Genomic DNA, 19,432 nt, shown 5'->3' with positions numbered 1-19,432 from the left:
TCGATCGAAAAGGAACCGGCCTGGGTCCGCGAAGGACCCGGGCCGGTGTGCATCTTCACCTCGAACCGGTGCTTACCAGATCACCACGCGCTGGTCGGCGGGGCGGTACATCTTGTCGCCCTCCTTCACGCCGAAGGCGCGGAAGAACGCCTCGTTGTTCACCAGCGGGCCGTTCGCGCGGTACTCGCCCGGCGAGTGCGGGTTGGTGAGGATCTGGTTGCGCAGCGCCTCCTCGCGGTAGAGGGTGCGCCACACCTGCGCCCACCCCAGGAAGAAGCGCTGGTCGCCGGTGAACCCGCCGATCACCGGCGCCTCCTGCCCGTTCAGCGACGCGCGGTAGGCGCGGTAGGCCACCGCCAGCCCGCTCAGGTCGCCGATGTTCTCGCCCAGCGTCAGGCGGCCGTTCACGTGCATCCCCTCGAGCGGGGTGTACGCGTCGTACTGCGCGGCCAGCGCGTCGGTGCGCTGCTTGAAGGCGGCCGCGTCGGCGTCGGTCCACCAGTTGCGCAGGTTGCCGGCGCCGTCGCTCTTGCTCCCCTGGTCGTCGAAGGCGTGGCTGACCTCGTGGCCGATCACCGCCACGATCCCGCCGTAGTTCACCGCGTCGTCGGCCGCCGGGTTGAAGAAGGGCGGCTGCAGGATGGCCGCGGGGAACACGATCTCGTTGTTCGTCGGGTTGTAGTACGCGTTCACCGTCTGCGGCGTCATCCCCCACTCGGTGCGGTCCACCGGCCGGCCCAGGCGCCCGGTCTGGCGGTTCCAGCGGTAGCGCGCCACCGCCCGCAGGTTGCCCATCAGGTCGTTGCGGGTGACCTGCAGCGCCGAGTAGTCCTGCCACTTGTCGGGGTAGCCGATCTTGACCGTGATGTGGCTCAGCTTGTCGTGCGCCTGCGCCTTGGTCGCGGGGCTCATCCAGGCCAGCGAGTCGATCCCCTGCCCGAACGCGGTCAGGAGGTTCTGCACCAGCCGCTGCATGGCCGCCTTGTGCTCGGGCGGGAAGTTCCGCTCGACGTAGGCCTTGCCCAGCATCTGCCCCATCGCGCCCTCCACCAGCGCCACGCCGCGCTTCCAGCGCGGGCGCTGCTCCTGCGCGCCGCCCAGCGTGCGGCCGCGGAACTGGAACGACGCGTTGGAGAACGGGCTGCTCAGGTAGGGCGCCACGTCGTTGAGCACGCGCACCAGCATGTACGCCTTCACGTCGGCCACCGGCGTGGCCGCCAGCACGCTGTCGAGCCCGGCGATGTAGCTGGGCGCGCTGACGATGGCGTCGGTGGTGTTGATCCCCCCGGCGCGCAGGTACTCGGCCCACGCGAAGCGCGGCGCCAGCTGCTGCAGCTCGGCGATCGTCTTCTTGTTGTAGATCTGGTCGCGGTCGCGGCTGCGCACCTGGTCCCACTGGCGCTGGGCCAGCTGCGTCTCGAACGCCATCACGCGGCGCGCGGCGCCCGCGGGGTCGGGCTCGCCGGCCAGGCGCAGCAGCGTTTCCATGTAGGTCACGTACGCCTCGCGCGCGGCCTGCAGGCGCGGGTGGTCGCGCAGGTAGTAGTCGCGGTCCGGAAGCCCCAGCCCGCTCTGGCCCAGGTAGTAGGCGTAGCGGTCGGACTGCTTGAGGTCCTGCTGCACGCCGCTGCTGAACGGCGCCGGCACGCCCATCTGGTGCGCCCAGGCGAAGAGCGCGGGGTACTGCGACGCGCTGGTCACCGCGCGGATGCGCGCCAGGTCGGCCTGGATGGGGGTGATGCCGAGCGACTCCACCCGCGCGCTGTCCATGAAGCTGGCGTACAGGTCGCCCAGCTTCTGGGTGTCGGAGCCGCGGGCGGGGTTCCGCGCCGCCACCGCCTCGTCCAGGATCTGGTGGATGGCGGCTTCGCTGCGGTCGAAGAGGGTGACGAACGCGCCGTAGCTGGTGCGGTCGGCGGGGATCTGCGAGGTGCGCATCCAGCCGCCGGCGACGTAGCGGTAGAAGTCGTCCTGCGGGCGCACGCCGCGGTCGAAGCCGGCGGTGTCGATGCCCAGCTCCTTCGGCTGCTGCGCGCCCAGCGCCGGCGCGGCCGCCGCCGCCAGCGCCACGCCCAGCGCGACGCCGCGGAGCCACGCACGCGAACGAGTGTTGCTGCCTGTCATCGGTGAGGTCGGTTGAGGGTGAGGGAAGACGGGGCTGATACGTCGCGCGCCCGGGGATGTTCCCCGTTTCGCGAACGTGCGTTCGCATCCGCTGAATATGCGCGCGTGCACGGAAAAGACGCCCCGCCCAGGCGATTCGTTTCCGTCGCCGGCGCCGCGGGCGCGCGCTTCTCGAGGTGGGCGCATCACGATGCGTTCGCCGCCGCTCCGGATCAAGTCCGCGGGGACGAACCGTTTCCGCGCCGGGACGGATTTTCTTGAATTTCACAAAGAGGACACGGAGGGAACAGAGAGGCACAGAGGACTGCGGCGAGTTCTCTGTGCCTTGTTTTCCGGATTTCCTCCCGGCGACGATCCATCCGAATCGCTTGAATCCGCCCGATCCGCTTCGTACGTTGGGGTGATTCAAGGTTTGTGGAGATTCTGAATCTCTTCCTCTGCAGTTTATCCCCAGCTGATTCGATCCCCCATGAGCTTCCCGTCCAGGGCGATGCGCGTGCTCGCGCCCGCCGCCGCGCTGCTGTCGATGGTGATGGCGCCCGCCGCCGCGCAGTCCCGCGCGCAGGGGCGGCCGCTGTACGCGTGGGTGCAGGCGGCGGCCGGGGGCGCGTGGCAGGTGCGGATGATCCTGCCGCCGGCCCGCCGCTGCCCCGCGCCGACACGCGTGCGCGCGGAGCCGGACACCGCCTTCGCCGTGCGCGTGTGCGAGTGGACCTTCCCCGCGGGCGTGCGGCGGCGGGTGATGGCGGGCGACACCTTCGCCGCGCCCGACAGCGTGTCGCGCGTAACGGTGATCGGCGACACCGGCTGCCGCGCGCAGCAGCAGGACTGCGCCGACCCGCTGCAGTGGCCCTTCGGCCGCGTGGCCGACGACGCGGCGCGCGCGGGCGGGCAGCTGGTGATCCACGTGGGCGACTACATCTACCGCGAGCGGTGCACGGGGCAATTCCAGCCCTGCGGCGACAACTGGCCCACCTGGGAGGCCGACTTCCTGGCGCCCGGCCGCCGGCTGCTCGAGTCGGCGCCCTGGGTCCTCGCGCGCGGCAACCACGAGGACTGCACCCGCGGGGGGCGGGGATGGTATCGCTTCTTCGACCCCGGGCCCTTCCCCGCGTCGGGGTGCGCGCAGGTGACCAACCCCGTGGCCGTGCGGGTGCGGGGGGTCGGGCGGGTGCTGATCCTGGACACCTCGTGCGCGCCGTGGTACTCGGGCGCGTGCTGGGCCGCGCCGGGCGGGGGGATCGACTCCACGCAGGCGATCCCCTTCTACGCCGACCAGCTGCGGAAGATGGCGCCGCTGGCCGCCGGGCCCTCGTGGCTGGTGACGCACGTCCCCGTGTGGGCGAAGGACCTCGACGTGTACGGGACGACGGCGAACCCCGATTCGACCGGATCGTTCGTCCTGCAGGCGGCGGTGCGGCGGGCGTACGGGAGCGCGGCGCTCCCGCCGCAGATCGGGCTCTCGCTCGTCGGCCACATCCACATCTGGGAGCTGATCGGGTTCGCGATGGCGCGCACGCCGGTGCTGCTGGCCGGCAACGGCGGCACCGCGCGCAACGATCCCATTCCCGCGCCGACCGCGATCGACGGTGTGACCTTGTCCAGCTACACCGAGGAGCGCGCATTCGGCTACACGGTGCTGGAGCGTGTGGACGGAGGCTGGCGCGCCACCCTGCACGCCATCGACGCGTCGTGCACCATCGGCGCGAGCGCCGCCTGCGTGACGCTGAAGGACGAGGACGAGGCGGAGGAAGCCGCCGAGGAAGCGGCCCGAGCCCGCGGCTCGCGCCGGTAGGGCGGTAGGGCGTCAGCCGCGCGGGACGGAGAGGCGGCGGAACATGGCCTCGGGAAGCGCCTTGATCTGGTTGCGGATCAGCCGTCTTCCTGCGCGGACCTCCTTGTGGACCACGTCAGGCATCAGCGGCTCGCCCTCGAGCTCGTAGTCCACGCGCGCACGGAATCGCCGCAGCCGCTCGAGTTCCGCGTGGATGGTGCGGAACGGCGCGCCGCCCGTGCGGACCGCCTGGAGGATGGATTCGTGCGTCTGCCAACGGGGAACGGTGCCGTTTCCCTGTGCCGCCTCGATCCGCAGCTTGACGGACAGCAGCGCGGCGAAGTACGCGCGGTTGACGGCGGTGCGGAGGAGCGCCTCGCGATCCACCTCGGGGATGGGGATGCAGCAGACCTCCGCCACCTGCAGCCAGAGCTCGGCGTCGAAGGTCACGTGGAGAATCGGGCAGGGCCGGGGTTGATGGTGACGAGAAGTCGCAGCCAGCGCCTGTCGCCCAGCTCGGCGTGTACCTGCCGCTGGACGGCGTCCTCGACGTCGATCACGCGGTCGACGTCCGGCTCGTCGGTCCAGCAGTCCATCGCCACGTACACCTCGCCGGCGCTCTCTTCGGCGGTGATCTCGACGCGCGGCGGGCCGAGCTCGCGCGCAATCCGCTCATACGCCGCGAGGATGGCACCACGCAGCCGGTAGCGGCGGATCAGCGCCGCGGCCGAGGCGCGCCGCCCCAGCAGCAGCCGCGCGACGCCGCGCCGCGGCCGGACATGGCTCCGGGCGACGCGCATCGCCCGGTCGAGCACCGCCGCGGATTCTGCGGAGATGTCGCGCCGGCCGAAGCCGTCCGTGCGAGGGTGAGCGAGCGTCGCCATGGCGTCTCGTCCGGCGTGGGGATGAAAGGTTCGTGCGGAACGATGCGCATCTCCGAGCAGGTCGTCAAGACTTCAGGAGAGCCTCAACCCGTTGCAGATGCGCTACTTATGCGCCAGCGGACGGACACTGTCGCCGCGCGGATGGATCGTCGCTGAGGAATCTCCACGTCCTGGCTGGCGGTCGATGCGGGCCGTTGGCGACACCGCCGGACGAGAGTGCGTCAGAATCATCTTTCACCCTCCGTTCTCCCATGGCGGCGAAACGTGGTGCGGGACAATCGGGGTGGCGGTGGGTAGATTGTCGTGGTGACGAACGATCGTAGCGGAGCGAGGCGATGACCGAGCCGCGCGTGCCGGAGGTGGACGGACCGCTGGTGCTGTACGACGGCACCTGCGGGCTGTGCAACCGCTCGGTGCAGCTGATCCTGCGCCACGACCGCCGCGGGCGCTTCCGCTTCGCCGCGCTGCAGTCGGACGCCGGACGCGCGTTGCTGGAGCGGCACGGGCTGCCGACCGGCGAGATGGACACCGTCGTGCTGGTCGAGGGCGGGCGCGCCTACACCAGGTCGCGCGCGGCGCTGCGCATCGCGCGGCGGATGGACGCACCGTGGCCGGTCCTCTGGCCGCTGGCGGCGATCCCCCGCGTGGTGGCCGACTTAGTCTACGACCGCGTGGCCCGCAACCGCTACCGGTTTTTCGGGCGGACCGAAGCATGCATGCTTCCACCCCCGGACGTCCGGGCGCGCTTCCTCTCCTGAAGCACGCCGGCGATCCGCCGCGTCATCCCCCGCCAGGAGGTGCAGATGAAGCACCACTCCACTCTCGCCGTGCTGGCCGCGGCGCCGCTCGTGGCCTGTGCATCCGCGCCCAGCGCCGGCGACGAGGCGCTGGCCGCCGGGGGGGTGGCCGAGCCCACCCAGGTGGCCGTCTATTACGTGGGGCAGGCGCCGAAATGCGGGATGAAGCGGCTGACCGAGGTGCAGGGCATCTCCATGGAGCAGCTGCAGTGGTCGGCCTGGCAGCTGCGCGCCAACGCGGTGATCGGCGTGCGCTCGCGGCTGATGGTGGTGCAGCAGCCGCGCGGCACCTACCGCCGCGCCTCCATCGGCCCTTCCACCGTGCGCGTGTTCCAGGGGATGGCCGTGCGCATGGCCGAGCGCTGCAACGTGTGAGCTGAATCGTAGAACCCCTCCCCGACGCGCCGGGGGAGACCCGCCTCTCCCCCGGCGCTTGCCGTGACCCGGAACCCACCCTCCATGCCTTCGATCCATCGTTCCACCCTCGCGGCCACGCTGCTGGCGGCCGCGGCGCTCCCCTCCGCGGCCGGCGCGCAGCAGCCGCAGCGCCCGGAGCCCATCCCCGCGCTCTACGCGCGCTACGCGCCCCCGCCCGGAGTGGTGATGGCCGACTCGTCGGGGCTGCGCTTCCGGCTGCAGTCGGCGCTGATGGCCGCCGACGCCGCCGCGCGCCCGCGCGCGGCCACCGGCCGGCTGCTGACCTCCGCCGAGTCGCAGCGCCTGCTCGCGCGCCTGGGCCCGCTCACGGCCCCGGCGACGCCGGCGGACTCGTTCTTCTTCCCCGCGCAGACGCTGGCGCCGCCGCGCACGGGGCGGACGGTGGCCGAGCCGTTTCCCCCGCGCGACACGGCCACGGTCGGCCGCCCGGTCCGCCCCGGCGCGCAGCCGGCCGCGGCGCTGGGGGTGATCCGCCGCGCGCCCGAGGGCGAGGTGACGACCGGCGCCGAGGTCACCATCACCTTCTCGCAGCCGATGGTGCCGCTGGGCTCCGTCGGCGACGTGGCCGCGCAGGCCGTGCCCGCGCGCATCACCCCGCAGCCGGCGGGGCGGTGGCGGTGGATCGACGTGCGCACGCTCAAGTTCGAGCCGGGCGGACGGCTGCCGATGGCCACCACCTACACGGTGGAGGTCCCCGCCGGCGCGCGGGGGACGTCCGGCCTGCCGCTGGCCGAGCCGGTGCGGTGGACCTTCTCCACCACCCCGGCGAAGGCGATCGGCGCGCTGCCGCAGAGCGAGTCGGAGGGGCTGACGCCGGTGATGGCGGTGGCCTTCGACCAGCGCATCGACCCCGCGGCGGTGCTGCGGACGATCGTGCTGCGCGCGAACGGGCGGCCGCGGCCGGTGCGGATGGCCACGGCGCAGGAGATCGCGGCCGACTCCAGCGGGCTCAAGGAGGTGCTCGACAGCCAGGAGCCGGGGCGGTGGCTGGCGTTTCGCGCCGTCGACCCGCTCCCGCGCAACGCCGCGGTCACGGTCACCGTCGGTCCGCGCGTCCCCTCCGCCGAGGGGCCGCGGCCGAGCGAGCGGGCGCAGTACTGGGAGTTCCACACCTACGGCCCGCTGAAGGTCGACGGCGAGAACGGCGGCAGCCGGCCGGGCGAGGCGTTCTACGTGGAGATGACGAATCCCCTCGACGAGGCGGCGTTCCGCCCGTCGATGGTCACCGTCACCCCCGCGATCCCGGGGATGCAGGCGTGGGCGTCGGGATCGACCATCGTCATCACCGGCGAGACGCAGGCGAACACGCGCTACACCGTGCGCCTCGATCCCGCCATCCGCGACGTATTCGGGCAGACGCTGGGGGGGACGCGCCCGATCCGCTTCGAGGTGGGCGTCCCCTCCGCCTTCCTCTCCGGGCCGTCGGGGATCGTGGTCCCCGACCCCCTCGCCACCCCCGGCGTCTCGCTGACGGTGATGACCCACCGGCGGCTCCACCTCCGCATCCATCGCGTGCGGCCGGAGGACTGGTACGAGTTCCAGCCCGGGCAGACGCGCGACGACCGGGGGCGCCGCTCGCTGCCGGGAACGCCGGTGGTGGACCGCATCATCACCGTCGAGACCGACCCGGGCGAGTCGCGCGAGGTGCGCATCGACGTCACCCCCGCGCTCACGAACGGGGTGGGGAACGCGGTCGTGGCCGTCGAGGCGGTGGAGGGGAACAGCGACTGGGAGCGGAACCAGGCGGTCTACACCTGGGTGCAGGCCACGAAGATCGGCATCGCCGCGATGAGCGACAACGCGGACATGACCGTCTGGGCCACGTCGCTGGTCGACGGCGCCCCCGTCGCCGGCGCGGCGGTGCGGATCGCCCCGGCCGACGCGGCGGCGACGACGGACGCGCGCGGCGCGGCCACCCTGCCGCTCCCCGCGAGCGGCGCGCAGAAGCCGCTGCTGATCGTCCGCCGCGGCGACGACGCGGCGTTCCTGGCGCCGGGGATGAGCGGCTACGGCAGCTGGGCGAGGACGGAGCCCAGCCCCACCGCGGTCTGGTTCACCTTCACCGACCGCGGGCTGTACCGGCCGGGCGAGACGGTGCGCTTCAAGGGATGGGTGCGCCGGCTGGGCGCGGGGAAGACGGGCGAGCTGTCGCTGATGCGGCCGGGTACGGCGGACAGCGTGGCGTGGCTGGCCTACGACGGGCAGGGGAACGAGGTGGCGCGGGGACGGTCGGCGCTGACGGCGCTGGGCGGCTTCGACGCCTCGTTCACTCCGCCCGCGGGGAGCAACCTGGGATCGACGTACGTGCAGGTGGAGCTGCTGCATCCCGAGCCGGGGCTGCGGGGGACCACCGGGTCGGTGCAGTACACGCTGCAGGAGTTCCGCCGGCCCGAGTTCACCGTCACCGCGCAGGCCAGCGAGGGGCCGCACTTCATCGGCGGCAGCGCCGAGGTCACCGTGCGGGCGGCGTACTTCGCGGGCGGGCCGCTTCCCTCCGCGCCGGTGCACTGGGTGGTGACGGCGGTGCCCGGCTTCTTCACCCCGCCGGGGTGGGAGGAGTGGGCCTTCGGCTCCGCCCCCGCCTTCCTGCGCGGCGTCTACCGGCCGATGGGGCAGGCGCGGGTGCAGATGCTGGACGGCGTCACCGGCCCGTCGGGCGAGCACGTGCTGCGCGTCTCCTTCGACGCCGGCGTTCCCCCGCGGCCGTACGCGGTGCGCGCGCAGGCCACGGTGACGGACGTGAACCGCCAGACCTGGTCGGCCGACGCGTCGATGCTCGTGCACCCCGCCGCCATCTACGTCGGCCTCCGTCCCCGGCGCGCGTGGCTGAACGCGGGGGATTCGATCGACGTGGACGCGATTGCCGTCGATCTCGACGGGAACACCGTCTCCGGGCGCACGCTGGAGCTGCGCGCCGTCCGCCGCTCGTGGGAGAACCGCGGCGGCGAGTGGCAGGAGGTGGTCGGCGACACGGTGCGGTGCACGCGGCAGTCGGGGACCAGCCCGTCGCGCTGCGTGTTCCGCGCCGACCAGCCGGGGTCGTACGACATCACCGCGTCGACCACCGACCTGCAGGGGCGGACGGCGGAGACGACGCTGACCATCTGGGTGGCCGGCCGCGGCGGCTTCACCATGCGCCCGGGCGAGGGGACGGAGCGCAGCGTGGAGCTCGTCCCCGACAAGAAGACGTATGCAGTGGGGGATACGGCGAAGATCCTGGTCCGCACCTCGTTCGTCCCCGCGCGCGGGCTGCTGACGCTGCGGCGCAACGGGCTGGTGCGGACGGACGAGGTGCGGCTGGACGGGGCGACCTCCGTGGTCACCGTCCCCATCACCGCGGCGGACATGCCGAACGTCTGGGTGCAGCTGGACCTAGTGGGCGCCTCCGACGGCCGCCACGGCGAGGGCGCGCGCGGCGTGCTCTACGCGGCGGGGATGACGAATCTCCTCGTCCCCCCGGTCAGTCGCGCGCTGGCGGTGAAGGCGCTGCCGCGGGATACGGCCACGGCGCCCGACGCGCAGACGGCGGTGGGGATCGAGGTGCTCGACGCCGCCGGCCGCCCCGTCCCCAACGCCGAGGTGGCGCTGGCGGTGGTGGACGAGGCGGTGCTGGCGCTGGTGGGCTACGAGATCGCCGATCCGCTCGCCAGCTTCTATCCCTCGCGCTCGCCGGGCGTGACCGACATGCGTCTGCGCGACCTGGTGAAGGTGGAGGCGCCCGACTACGCGCCCGAGCCGCACACCATCGTCGGGCGCGTGGTGGACGCGCGCACCGGCGGCTACCTCGCCGGCGCCAGCGTGGTGCTCGAGGGGTCGCGCGACACGCTGAAGACGGACGTGGGAGGCCGCTTCCGCTTCACCGGCGTGGCCTCGGGGCAGGTGGCGGTGGTGGCGGTGATGGAAGGATACGTGACGGTGCGGACGCCGGTGACGGTGGGCGAGGACGCGCCGGCGCCGCTCCGCATCTCCCTCGTGCCCGTGCGGCTGGCGCTGATGCGGGGGATGATCGAGGCGAACGCGATGGCCGGGCAGCAGCCGCTGGTGGCGGCGGAGGCCCGCGCCGCCGCCCGCGACGCCAACGCGCCGCCGCCTCCCCCGCCGCCTCCTCCTCCTCCCCCGCCGCCGCCTCCGTCCCCGCCGGGCGCGGGGCCGGCGCCCATCGCCATCCGCACCAACTTCGACGCGCTGGCGGTGTTCGCGCCCACGGTGCGCACGGGTCCCGACGGGCGCGCGGTGGTGCCGTTCAAGCTGCCGTCCAACCTCACCCGCTACCGCGTGACCGCCGTCGCCGTCGACGGGGGGACGCGCTACGGCAAGGGCGAGAGCGGGATCACCGCGCGGCAGCCGCTGATGGTGCGCCCGTCGGCGCCGCGCTTCCTGAACTGGGGCGACCGCTTCGAGCTTCCCATCGTCATCCAGAACCAGACCGGCAGGCCGCTGGAAGTCGACGTGGCCGCGCGGGCGCTGGGGGTGAACGTGACGGAGACGGGGCGGCGCGTGACCGTCCCCGCGCACGACCGCGTGGAGGTGCGGCTGGCGGCCGAGGCGGCGCGCGCGGGCGAGGCGCGCTTCCAGGTGGCCGCCGCGTCGGCGACGCTGGCCGACGCGGCGGAGGGCCGGCTCCCGGTCTACACGCCGGCCACCGCCGAGGCGTTCGCCACCTACGGCACCTTCGCGGGCGACAGCGCCGAGACGCTGCCGCTGCAGGTGCCGATGGACGCCATCCCCGCGTTCGGCGGGGTGGAGGTCACGACCTCGTCCACGGCGCTGCAGGAGCTGACGGACGCGCTCCTCTACCTCGTCCGCTACCCCTACGAGTGCGCCGAGCAGATCGCCTCGCGGATGCTGGGGGTGACCGCGCTGCGCGACGTGCTGTACGCCTTCCGCACCGAGGAGCTCCCCGATCCCGAAGCGCTGCGCGCGTCCGTCGACCGCGACGTGCGCGACCTGGCCGCGCGGCAGAACTCCGACGGGGGATTCGGGTTCTGGCGCGCGGGGCAGCCGTCGTTCCCCTACGTCAGCATCCACGCGGCGCACGCGCTGCAGCGGGCGCGGGAGAAGGGATACGAGGTGCCGCAGCAGGTGATGCAGCGCTCGATCGCCTACCTGCGCACCATCCCCGGCAGCCTGCCGCGCGAGTACCCGGCGGACGTGCGCCGCGCGCTCCACGCCTACGCGCTCTACGTCCGCGCGCGGATGGGCGACGCCACGGCGGCGGACGGGGTGCGGCGCTTCATGGCCACCGCCCCGCGCGACTCCATCACCACCGAGGAGGCCGGCTGGCTCCTCTCCGCCGCGACGGGGAAGGCGGAGCTGGCGGCGCAGCGCGACACGCTGCTGCGCTTCATCAACAACCGCGCGACGGAGACGGCGGCGACCGCGACCTTCACCACGCACTACAGCGAGGGCGAGTACCTGCTGCTGCACAGCAACCGGAGGACGGACGGCGTGGTGCTCGAGGCGCTGATCGGCGCGCAGCCCGACAACCCGCTGATCCCCAAGACGGTGCGCGGGCTGCTGGGCCACCGCGTGCGCGGGCGGTGGGACAACACACAGGAGAACGGGTGGGTGCTGGTGGCGCTGGACCGCTACTTCCACGCGTTCGAGGGGCAGACGCCCGAGTTCGTCGCGCGCGTCTGGCTGGGCGAGCGCTTCGCGGGCAGCCACCAGTTCACCGGCCGGCAGACGGACCGCTGGCTCGTCTCGGTGCCGATGCAGACGCTGCAGCAGGAGCGGCCGTCTTCGCTGACGATCGGGAAGGAAGGGCCGGGTCGGCTCTACTACCGCGCGGGGCTGCGCTACGCCCCGCGCGACCTGGACCTGCTGCCGCTGGACGCCGGCTTCGTGGTGAGCCGCACCTACGAGGGCGTGGACGACCAGCGCGACGTGGTGCTGGGATCGGACGGTCACTGGCGGGTGAAGGCCGGCGCGCGCGTGCGGGTGACGGTGACGATGACGGCGCCGTCGCGGCGGCTGCACGTGGCGCTGGTGGATCCGCTTCCCGCCGGGTTCGAGCCGGTGAACCCGGAGCTGCAGGGGACGCAGGACGTGGCGCCGGAGGGTGGCACGGCTCGGCCGCTGACGTACGACTGGTGGTGGCGCGCGTACTGGTACCAGCACCAGAACCTGCGCGACGACCGCGCCGAGGCCTTCACGACCTTCCTCCCCGCGGGGACGTACACGTACAGCTACGTGGCGCGGGCCACCACGCCGGGCCGCTTCATCGTCCCGCCGCCGCGCGCGGAGGAGATGTACACCCCCGAGACCTTCGGCCGCGGCAAGACCGAGCGCGTAGACGTCATCCCCGCCGACCAGCAGTAGGGGGATGGAGATGGAGAACGGAGGGCCCGCGGATCCGTCCGCGGGCCCTCCGCCGTTTGTGGTGCTGCTCCGACGTCGAAAGACGTCATCCTGAGGCCGGCCAGACCGTCCTCACGAAGTGCGAGGATGGTCGCAGGCCGAAGGATCTATAACCAGCATCCAAGCGATAGCCAGGCTGTCGCTCGGATGCCTGCCATAGATCCTTCGGTCGGCGCCAACCACCAGTGCGGACGCGACTTAGGCGCGGCGCCTCCCTCAGGATGACGTCTCTTCCGGGGCGCGCCTGGTGTTCGCGCCGGCTTGCGCGACGACGCCCGCAACGCGAGCGAGAATCTCCCGCCGGTGAAGTCTGCGAAGGCGGACTGCGTGTTGTTGTAGCCGCGAGTTCACTCGCATCGTCGCGCTACAAAAACCGCCGATCCGGCCTTACCGTCCCGGGCCGCTCTCCTGGAGCTTGAAGTCCTGGCGGGCCCAGCTCGCGAGCAGCGCGCGGACCTCGGGGTTGCGCGCCAGGTTCTTTGCGTGCAGGTCGCGCAGCGCGGCGATGCCGGGCGCCTTGAGCGCGTACAGCTGGCGCATGGCCTCGACCGACGCGCCCTCGAAATCCTCCTGCCCGGCCGGCGCCACCACGATCCCGCGCAGCAGCGTGATGAGCGCCTGGAGCTGCTGCGGCTCCTTCGGCGTGTCGATGGTGGACAGCACCATGTCGCGCACCTCGGGGTGCGCGGCGGAGGCCCGGTAGATCCGCAGCATCCGCTCGAACCCGGTGGAGTCGCGCCCGAGCTGCATCACCGCGCGCACCCGCGAGAGGCGCGCGTCGGAGGTCAGGGCGATCCGCTCCAGCCCGGCGAGGATCGAGTCGAGCTTGGCGGGCTCGACTTGCGGCATGTGCGTCAGCGCGTACTGCACGGCGGCCTCGCCGTCGGGGCCCATGGTGCGCCCCGCGCGCGTGTCTTCCTCGAACGTCCGCAGCATCCGCTCGGCGGGCGGAAGCTCGCGCTGCTGCAGCGACTGCGCGCCCGCCGGCGCCGCAATCGCCATCACCGCCGCGCACGCCGCGGCGAGCCGGAACGACATCGTCATCTGATCTCCCTTGATCTGTTGAACGCGTGATTGTAGCGCCGCCGCGGAAATTGGCGGCGAACCGCGATCCATCTACCGAAAACGAAAACGCCGGCCCGATGCGCCGGGCCAGCGCACTTCCGCACTTCCGCACTCTCGCACCATCGCACTTTCGCACTCACCCGCGCAGATACGGCCCCAGCAGCTTCTGCCAGCTCGCGCGTGTCTGCTCGTACTCTTCGGGACAGCGCTCGGCACGCTCGGGCGGCAGGGTGCCGTCGTGCGTCCAGTCTGCGTACGCGTCGGGGTCCTGGCCGTAGACCAGGCAGAGCACGTTGTAGAAGCGCTGCCCGTTCAGCGCGTGCTCGTCGGCGAAGGCCAGGTCGTCGAGCTGGTCGTCGTCGGGAAGGCCGCGCACGCCGTTGACCGCCGCCTCGTCGCCGTCCTCCGCGCCGTCGACCAGGATGAGCGACGCCAGCTGGTCCACGGCGTCCTCCTCGCGCCCAGTGACGGGCAGGTCCAGCACGTTCACCAGCGCGTGTCCCACCTCGTGCAGCGTGGTGAAGAGCAGCGCATCGTTCACCGCCTGGTCGCGGTCGCGGTCGTCGGCGAACATCTGGTCCAGCTCGTCCACCAGCTCGAAGCAGACGGTCACCGTCCGGTCGCGCGGCTCGTAGAACGAGTTCGACTCGCCGCACTGCGCGAAGGTGAGCGTCACGTCCTGGGGGAGCCGCACCCAGTCGTTCATCCAGCCGGCCACGTCCTCCAGGAAGTGCGCCTGCCGGAAGTCGTCCTGCCAGCGCGCGAACAGCGTGTCGTCCATCGGCCAGTACGCCACCCGGAAGCGGCCAGCGTAGGCACGCTGCGCGCCCGGCGCCCGCTCCGGACGGAACTGTGTCGGTACCCCCGGCGGCTGCGCCGCGCCCTCGCGCACGCCGCGCGCCTCGCACGCCGCGACGGCCGCGCAGGCCAGCGGCACCAGCGCGAGGGCGGTCAGTCGGCGGAGGTTCGGGATACGGAGCATCGAGCCGGGGCTGCGGAATCGAATCGGTGCGGTCTGTGATGAAATTTAGCGCAAACCCATGCGATTGCGCCAGTTGCCGGAATTTCGCCGGGATGCGGGGCGAAATCGTGTTGGAGCGCATTCAGCGCCACTGGAGGACGTCGGCGCCGACAAGTTGCGTCTTCCGTTCATCTTACCTGTGTCCATTCATCTATTTCTTGCGTGAAGTGTGTGGAAGAACTATAGATTGTACGCCTCGCCCGCCGCTCCCGCAGTTCATGTCACGCAATCACCATGAAAGGGGAGACGAATGTCACGCCACCAAATGGTCCGTGCGTTGAGCCTGGCCGTGATCGTCGCCGGATCGGCGGTCGCCATCACCTCGACCGCCCGCCAGGCCGCCGCGCAGGACGAGACCAAGTGCTACTACGTGGTCTGCACGGGAAACATCTGCGTCTACGAAGAGATCCCGTGCCCCAAGCCCACCGAGCTCAAGCCCGTCAAGCCGTAGCGGAGATCGACCGATGATCAGATCGACGAAGCCGCGCGCCCTCGCGGCCGCCGCGGCGCTCGCCCTGTCCGCAGCCGCGTGCGACGAGCCGCTGGCGACGAGCCCGGGTCCGGTCGCCATGCCACCCGCGCGGACCAACGCGGAGGTCGCGAGCGCCACGCTCGCCCGCCTGGTCGCGCAGGACCGCGCGTCGGGCGGCACCGTGCTGCTGCCGAAGAAATTGGCCGTGATGGGGCGAGCGGCCGCCGCCGTCCACGCGCCGTCCGCGTCGGCCGACGCGCGGGTGCTGGAGGGGATGGCCGCCCGCCTGCGCGCCCTCTCCGCGCGGCGATGAGGCGGTTCGCGCTCGGGCTCCTGCTCCTCCCCGTCCTGGCGGGATGCAGGACGGAGGCGGATGCGAAGCCCGGCACGGCCACGCGCGACAGCGCCGGCGTCCGCATCGTCGAGCACCACGGCGGCGAGTCGGAGATCGCGTGGCGGGTGGCCGATCGCCCCGAGCTCGACCTCACCGGCGCGGAGGCGGGGAAGGGGCCGGGGCTCTACCAGGTGATGGGCGCCGTACGCTTGGGCGACGGCCGGATCGTGGTGGCGAACGGGGGGACGAGCACGCTGGAGATCTTCGGCGCGGATGGCGCGCACCAGCGCAGCGTCGGCCGCGCCGGCGACGGCCCCGGCGAGTTCCGCGCGCTCTCGTGGGTCGGCCGCTTCGCGGGTGACAGCATCGCCGCCTGGGACTCGGGGACCGGGCGGCTCTCCGTCTTCACTCCCGCGGGCGACTTCGCGCGCAGCGTGGCGCCCGCGCAGCCGCTCGGCATCTTCCCGCGCGCGGAGGGCGCGCTGGACGGCGGCGCGCTTCTCCTCGCGCTCCACCAGCCGTCGCTCGGGATGTCGGCGACGGAGGGCGTCCACGTGCAGCGCGACACCATCTCCCTCGCAGTTCTCCGTCCGGACGGCGCGGTGGCGGTGCTGGGCCGCTTTCCCGGCTCGGAGGTGCTGGCGTCCGGGAATCCGGCGGGCGGGTTGATGATGATGCCGCTTCCCTTCGGCCGCGCCACCATCGCGGCGGGAAGCGGCGGGCGCGTCTACGTGGCGGACGGCGATCGGTGGGAGATCGCGGAGTACGCGCCCGGCGGCGGCGTGCGCGCGCTCGTCCGCGCGGACCGCGAGCTTCAGCCTGTCACCCCCGCCGACGTGCGCGCGTACCGCGAGCGGCTGGTGACGCTCGGCGCCGAGAACAACGGCGCCATCGCCCGCCAGCACGCGCGGATGCTCGACCGCGCGCCGTATCCGAAGCAGAAGCCCGCGATCACGGGCCTGCTGGTGGATGCGCACGGCAACCTGTGGGTGGAGTCGCCCGAGTCGGGCGAGGGGACGCTGGCGCGCGGGTGGACCATCGTCTCGCCGGACGGCCGCATGCTCGGCCGCGCGCGCAAGCCGGACGCCCTGACCGTGCACCAGGTCGGCGACGGCTGGCTCATCGGCACCGCCACCGACGGCGAAATCGAGCACGTCCGCCTTTATCGCATCACGCCGACGCATTGAGAAAAGAAGGACTCTCACAGAGGGCACAGAGGTCACGGAGAAACTGAATCGGTTCTCTGTGACCTCTGTGCCCTCTGTGAGAGACGAAAAGATCGCCTGGGATGAAGAAAGCTACGGCGTCAGCAGCACCTTCCCGAAATTCTTGCGGTCCTGCATCCACTCGTGCGCCTCCCCGGCGCGGTCGAACGGGAACGAGCGGTCGACCACGGGGCGGAAGGTGCCGTCCGCCACCAGCGCCACGATCTCGCCCAGCATCTCGCGCAGCCGCGCCGCCTGGTTCCAGAGGTGGCCCAGGTTCACGCCGTGCACGCCGCGGTTGGCGTTCATCAGGGGGATCGGACGGAACGCGGGCATCGCCAGCAGCCCGCGCGCGGCGGAGACGAGGCTGCGCCGCTTCCCCGTGGCCAGCGCGGACGCACCGAAGATGTAGAGACGGCCGAGCGGCGCGAGCGCCCTGTAGCTCTTGCGGAAGCTGTCGCCGCCGACGGCGTCGAGCGCGATGTCCACGCCGCGGCCGCCGGTGATGCGCTTCGTCTCCGCGAGGAAGTCCTGCGTGCGGTAGTCGATGCAGTGCGCCACGCCCAACTCCTTCAGCCGCGCGTGCTTGGACGCGCTGGCGGTGCCGATCACCTCCGCGCCCTTCCAGCGGCAGATCTGCAGCGCCGCCTGCCCCACGCCGCCGGCGACCGCGTGCACCAGCACCCGGTCGCCCGCACGCACGTTGCCGAGCGTCACCAGCATCAGCCACGCGGTCAGGTAGTTCACCGGGATGGCGGCGGCCTCCTCGAAGCTCAATCCATCGGGCAGCCGGATCGCCTGCAGCGCGGGGACGCAGGCGATGTCCGAGTATCCCCCGAAGCGCGTCATCGACCCCACGCGGTCGCCGATCTCGAAGCCGGTGACGCCCTCGCCCACCGCGTCGACGGTGCCCGCCACCTCGTAGCCCACGACGGCGGGAAGCGGCGGCGCGTCGGGATACAGCCCCATGCGCGCCAGGATGTCGGCGAAGTTGATCCCCGCCGCCGCCACGCGGATGCGGATCTCGCCCGGCTTCGGCTCGGGGTCGGGCGCCTCGCGCACCTGCAGCACCTCCGGCCCGCCCCGCTTGGTGATCCAGACTTGGCGCATCGGGGTGCTCTCGTCGAGGGAAGGAGAGCGCGGGGTCAAGGGCGGTGCGTGCGGCAAGCATCCGTCCGCCCTCTCCCCGCGCCTTAGAGCGCTCGCCCTCTCCCGTACCGGGAGAGGGGAGCACGTCGGCATCGGTGCGCCCTGCAGCCTGGCCTCACACCCCTGTTCGCGCGTGGCCGGAAAGCTGGGCGGCTACCCCTCCCGGTACGGGAGGGGTGGCGAGCCTAGGCGAGCCGGGGAGGGCGCGCCCCGGCGGCCCGTCCCGATGCTTTACAGCGCTACGAGACTACAGCCCCAGCACGCTGGACCCCTGCTCGAACACCACGTCCACGGGGATGCCGAGGCGCGACAGGCGGTTCAGGTCGCCCTGCAGCTCGGGGCGGATCACGCCGTAGCCGCTCATGAACGTGCCCACGCCCGCGTAGTCGCCGGTGCCCTGCAGCCGCAGGATTCTCCCCGCCAGCGCGTCGACGGCGCGCTGCATGGCCTCGAAGTTCACCCGGTACTTGCCCGTGGCCGCGTCGCGCGTGAAGGCGCCCTGCTCGGCGAAGAAGTTGAAGGTGGCCATGTTCGCCCGCCCGTGCGCGTCGCTCGCCCCGAAGCGCACCGAGCGGAAGAGGCCGGCCAGGAAGGTTACGTAGTTGTTCAGCAGCGGCTCGCTCCCCAGCTCGCCCCGGCGGTTCAGCTGCGTCACCATGTACAGCCCCAGCACGTCCGCCTTCTCCTCCTCGAGCCCGCCGTACCGCTCCTTCAGCGCCTCGCGCACCGTCCCCGTGCCGTTCACCACGTTCTTGATCCCCAGCCCGTGCGCCACCTCGTGGAACATGGTGTTCTCGAAGAAGGCGTCGAACGCCACGTTCCCCACCTGCTCGGGGACGATGAGCTCGCGGCCGATGGGAACCATGATGGCGTCGAACTTGGCGCGCATCGCGTTCTTCAGCTGCAGCCGGCGTGTGCCCTTCTGCAGCTGCACCTGCTCGTCGTTGGGCAGGTTGATGGCGATGGTCTTCGCCCCCGAGTTCGCCTCGCCGGCGTAGTAGACCGCGTCGTAGGCGTTCAGGTCGCTGTTGCTTCCGGGCGTCTCGCGCTTGAACTGTTCCTCCACCGGCAGCCCGCGCTGCAGCCCGGGGAGCATGGAGACGTAGCGCGCCAGCCGGCGGCTCCACTCCTGGTCCTTCACCAGCACGTACGACTCGTTGGCCGCCTTGTAGCCGTACAGCGCGTCCTCGTAGGTCTCGATCGGCCCGATCACGATGTCGAGCGTGTTCGTCTTCATGTCCATCCACGCCAGGTCGCTGGCCTGGAAGTCGTCGGAGAGGAGCGCGTCCGCGCGGAGCGTCAGGTAGCGCTTGAGGCCGGGATCGTCCGCCAGCGCGGCGGCCTGCCGCAGCTTCTCCGCCGCGCGCTGGAGATGCGGCGCGTAGGCCACGTGGAAGGGGATCGTGTACAGCCGCCCCGACGCGTCGCGGCGCACCAGCGTGTACAGGCTCTTCAGCGAGTCGGCGCGCGCGCCGCCCTTCGCCACCTCGGCGTCGAACTCGGCCTTGGTCATCCCCGCGGGATAGTAGTTCGAGCCCTCGGGCTTGGCGCCGACCCCGGGGACGAACGGCTGGTCGTTCTCCAGCCGGTCCCACGGCCCGTAGTTCAGCTCCACGTACTGCCGCATCCGCGCGTCGGTGATGCGCGACATCAGCGAGTCGCGGCTGCCGGGATACGTCTGCATCCAGAAGATGGCGTCCATCTCCCTGGCCGCGTCGATCAGCAGCGGGATCATCCGCCGCTCGTTCGGCGTCAGCTTCGACAGGTCAGTGGTCAGCCGCACGCTGCGGTAGCGCGCCAGCCGCTGGC

14 protein-coding genes are annotated in these 19,432 nt (G+C 72.2%); 7 read left to right on the top strand and 7 right to left on the bottom strand.

Annotated elements, in window-relative coordinates; translation table 11 throughout:
• Positions 1–72: 72 nt before the first annotated feature.
• On the bottom strand, positions 73–2,124 hold the full coding sequence (locus VF092_28050) for a M13 family metallopeptidase (GenBank protein ID HEX6751176.1): 2,052 nt from the start codon (positions 2,122–2,124) through the stop codon (positions 73–75).
• 469 nt (positions 2,125–2,593) lie between these two features.
• On the opposite strand from VF092_28050, the gene VF092_28045 reads away from it, so the two are divergent.
• The gene (locus VF092_28045) at positions 2,594–3,919 is read left to right on the top strand and encodes a metallophosphoesterase (protein HEX6751175.1); all 1,326 of its coding nucleotides are present in this window, start codon (positions 2,594–2,596) and stop codon (positions 3,917–3,919) included.
• Positions 3,920–3,931: 12 nt separating this feature from the next.
• Here VF092_28045 and VF092_28040 read toward each other — a convergent pair whose 3' ends face one another.
• Together VF092_28040 and VF092_28035 are read right to left on the bottom strand one after the other, a co-directional pair.
• Complete coding sequence (locus VF092_28040; protein ID HEX6751174.1) at positions 3,932–4,348, bottom strand: hypothetical protein; 417 nt, start codon at positions 4,346–4,348, stop codon at positions 3,932–3,934.
• Positions 4,345–4,782 (bottom strand): hypothetical protein, encoded by a 438-nt coding sequence (locus VF092_28035; GenBank protein ID HEX6751173.1) that lies wholly within the window; start codon positions 4,780–4,782, stop codon positions 4,345–4,347. Before VF092_28035 ends, VF092_28040 begins: the two co-directional genes overlap by 4 nt.
• 335 nt (positions 4,783–5,117) lie before the next feature.
• Here VF092_28035 and VF092_28030 point away from each other — a divergent pair, with 335 nt between their 5' ends.
• From VF092_28030 to VF092_28020, 3 genes are all read left to right on the top strand, one after another.
• Positions 5,118–5,540, top strand: coding sequence for a thiol-disulfide oxidoreductase DCC family protein (locus VF092_28030; protein HEX6751172.1), 423 nt, complete (start codon positions 5,118–5,120; stop codon positions 5,538–5,540).
• A gap of 45 nt (positions 5,541–5,585) precedes the next feature.
• Positions 5,586–5,954: a hypothetical protein gene (locus tag VF092_28025; protein ID HEX6751171.1), complete on the top strand. Its 369-nt coding sequence runs from the start codon at positions 5,586–5,588 to the stop codon at positions 5,952–5,954.
• Between the two features lie 84 nt (positions 5,955–6,038).
• The gene (locus VF092_28020) at positions 6,039–12,338 is read left to right on the top strand and encodes an Ig-like domain-containing protein (protein HEX6751170.1); all 6,300 of its coding nucleotides are present in this window, start codon (positions 6,039–6,041) and stop codon (positions 12,336–12,338) included.
• 426 nt (positions 12,339–12,764) lie between these two features.
• Here the strand turns inward: VF092_28020 and VF092_28015 are convergent, their stop codons facing one another.
• Together VF092_28015 and VF092_28010 are read right to left on the bottom strand one after the other, a co-directional pair.
• Positions 12,765–13,421: a hypothetical protein gene (locus VF092_28015; protein HEX6751169.1), complete on the bottom strand. Its 657-nt coding sequence runs from the start codon at positions 13,419–13,421 to the stop codon at positions 12,765–12,767.
• A 157-nt stretch (positions 13,422–13,578) separates the two neighbouring features.
• Positions 13,579–14,424, bottom strand: a complete 846-nt coding sequence (locus VF092_28010; protein ID HEX6751168.1) for a DUF4344 domain-containing metallopeptidase — start codon at positions 14,422–14,424, stop codon at positions 13,579–13,581.
• Positions 14,425–14,713: 289 nt separating this feature from the next.
• On the opposite strand from VF092_28010, the gene VF092_28005 reads away from it, so the two are divergent.
• From VF092_28005 to VF092_27995, 3 genes are read left to right on the top strand one after another with little or no spacing between them, the layout of a single operon-like run.
• Positions 14,714–14,914 carry a hypothetical protein gene (locus VF092_28005; GenBank protein ID HEX6751167.1) on the top strand — a complete coding sequence of 67 codons (201 nt, stop codon included), beginning with the start codon at positions 14,714–14,716 and terminating at the stop codon, positions 14,912–14,914.
• A gap of 13 nt (positions 14,915–14,927) precedes the next feature.
• Positions 14,928–15,248 carry a hypothetical protein gene (locus VF092_28000; GenBank protein ID HEX6751166.1) on the top strand — a complete coding sequence of 107 codons (321 nt, stop codon included), beginning with the start codon at positions 14,928–14,930 and terminating at the stop codon, positions 15,246–15,248.
• Complete coding sequence (locus VF092_27995; GenBank protein HEX6751165.1) at positions 15,245–16,456, top strand: hypothetical protein; 1,212 nt, start codon at positions 15,245–15,247, stop codon at positions 16,454–16,456. The genes VF092_28000 and VF092_27995 overlap by 4 nt, the downstream gene beginning before the upstream one ends.
• Before the next feature lie 111 nt (positions 16,457–16,567).
• Here the strand turns inward: VF092_27995 and VF092_27990 are convergent, their stop codons facing one another.
• Together VF092_27990 and VF092_27985 are read right to left on the bottom strand one after the other, a co-directional pair.
• Positions 16,568–17,584 (bottom strand): medium chain dehydrogenase/reductase family protein, encoded by a 1,017-nt coding sequence (locus VF092_27990; protein HEX6751164.1) that lies wholly within the window; start codon positions 17,582–17,584, stop codon positions 16,568–16,570.
• Between the two features lie 286 nt (positions 17,585–17,870).
• On the bottom strand, positions 17,871–19,432 hold a 1,562-nt coding region (locus VF092_27985), incomplete at its 5' end, for a hypothetical protein (protein HEX6751163.1).

It is taken from the genome of Longimicrobium sp. (assembly GCA_036377595.1).
GTDB lineage: Bacteria > Gemmatimonadota > Gemmatimonadetes > Longimicrobiales > Longimicrobiaceae > Longimicrobium.
The sequence above is the reverse complement of the archived record's forward strand: the minus strand, read 5'-3'. Positions and strand labels throughout refer to the sequence as shown.

Coding starts and splice junctions, on each gene's coding strand:
- VF092_28015 (HEX6751169.1), bottom strand. CDS start 13,421: ATGACGATGTCGTTCCGGCTCGCCGCGGCGTGCGCGGCGGTGATGGCG.
- VF092_28045 (HEX6751175.1), top strand. CDS start 2,594: ATGAGCTTCCCGTCCAGGGCGATGCGCGTGCTCGCGCCCGCCGCCGCG.
- VF092_27995 (HEX6751165.1), top strand. CDS start 15,245: ATGAGGCGGTTCGCGCTCGGGCTCCTGCTCCTCCCCGTCCTGGCGGGA.
- VF092_28000 (HEX6751166.1), top strand. CDS start 14,928: ATGATCAGATCGACGAAGCCGCGCGCCCTCGCGGCCGCCGCGGCGCTC.
- VF092_28010 (HEX6751168.1), bottom strand. CDS start 14,424: ATGCTCCGTATCCCGAACCTCCGCCGACTGACCGCCCTCGCGCTGGTG.
- VF092_28050 (HEX6751176.1), bottom strand. CDS start 2,124: ATGACAGGCAGCAACACTCGTTCGCGTGCGTGGCTCCGCGGCGTCGCG.
- VF092_28005 (HEX6751167.1), top strand. CDS start 14,714: ATGTCACGCCACCAAATGGTCCGTGCGTTGAGCCTGGCCGTGATCGTC.
- VF092_28025 (HEX6751171.1), top strand. CDS start 5,586: ATGAAGCACCACTCCACTCTCGCCGTGCTGGCCGCGGCGCCGCTCGTG.
- VF092_28020 (HEX6751170.1), top strand. CDS start 6,039: ATGCCTTCGATCCATCGTTCCACCCTCGCGGCCACGCTGCTGGCGGCC.
- VF092_28035 (HEX6751173.1), bottom strand. CDS start 4,782: ATGGCGACGCTCGCTCACCCTCGCACGGACGGCTTCGGCCGGCGCGAC.
- VF092_27990 (HEX6751164.1), bottom strand. CDS start 17,584: ATGCGCCAAGTCTGGATCACCAAGCGGGGCGGGCCGGAGGTGCTGCAG.
- VF092_28030 (HEX6751172.1), top strand. CDS start 5,118: ATGACCGAGCCGCGCGTGCCGGAGGTGGACGGACCGCTGGTGCTGTAC.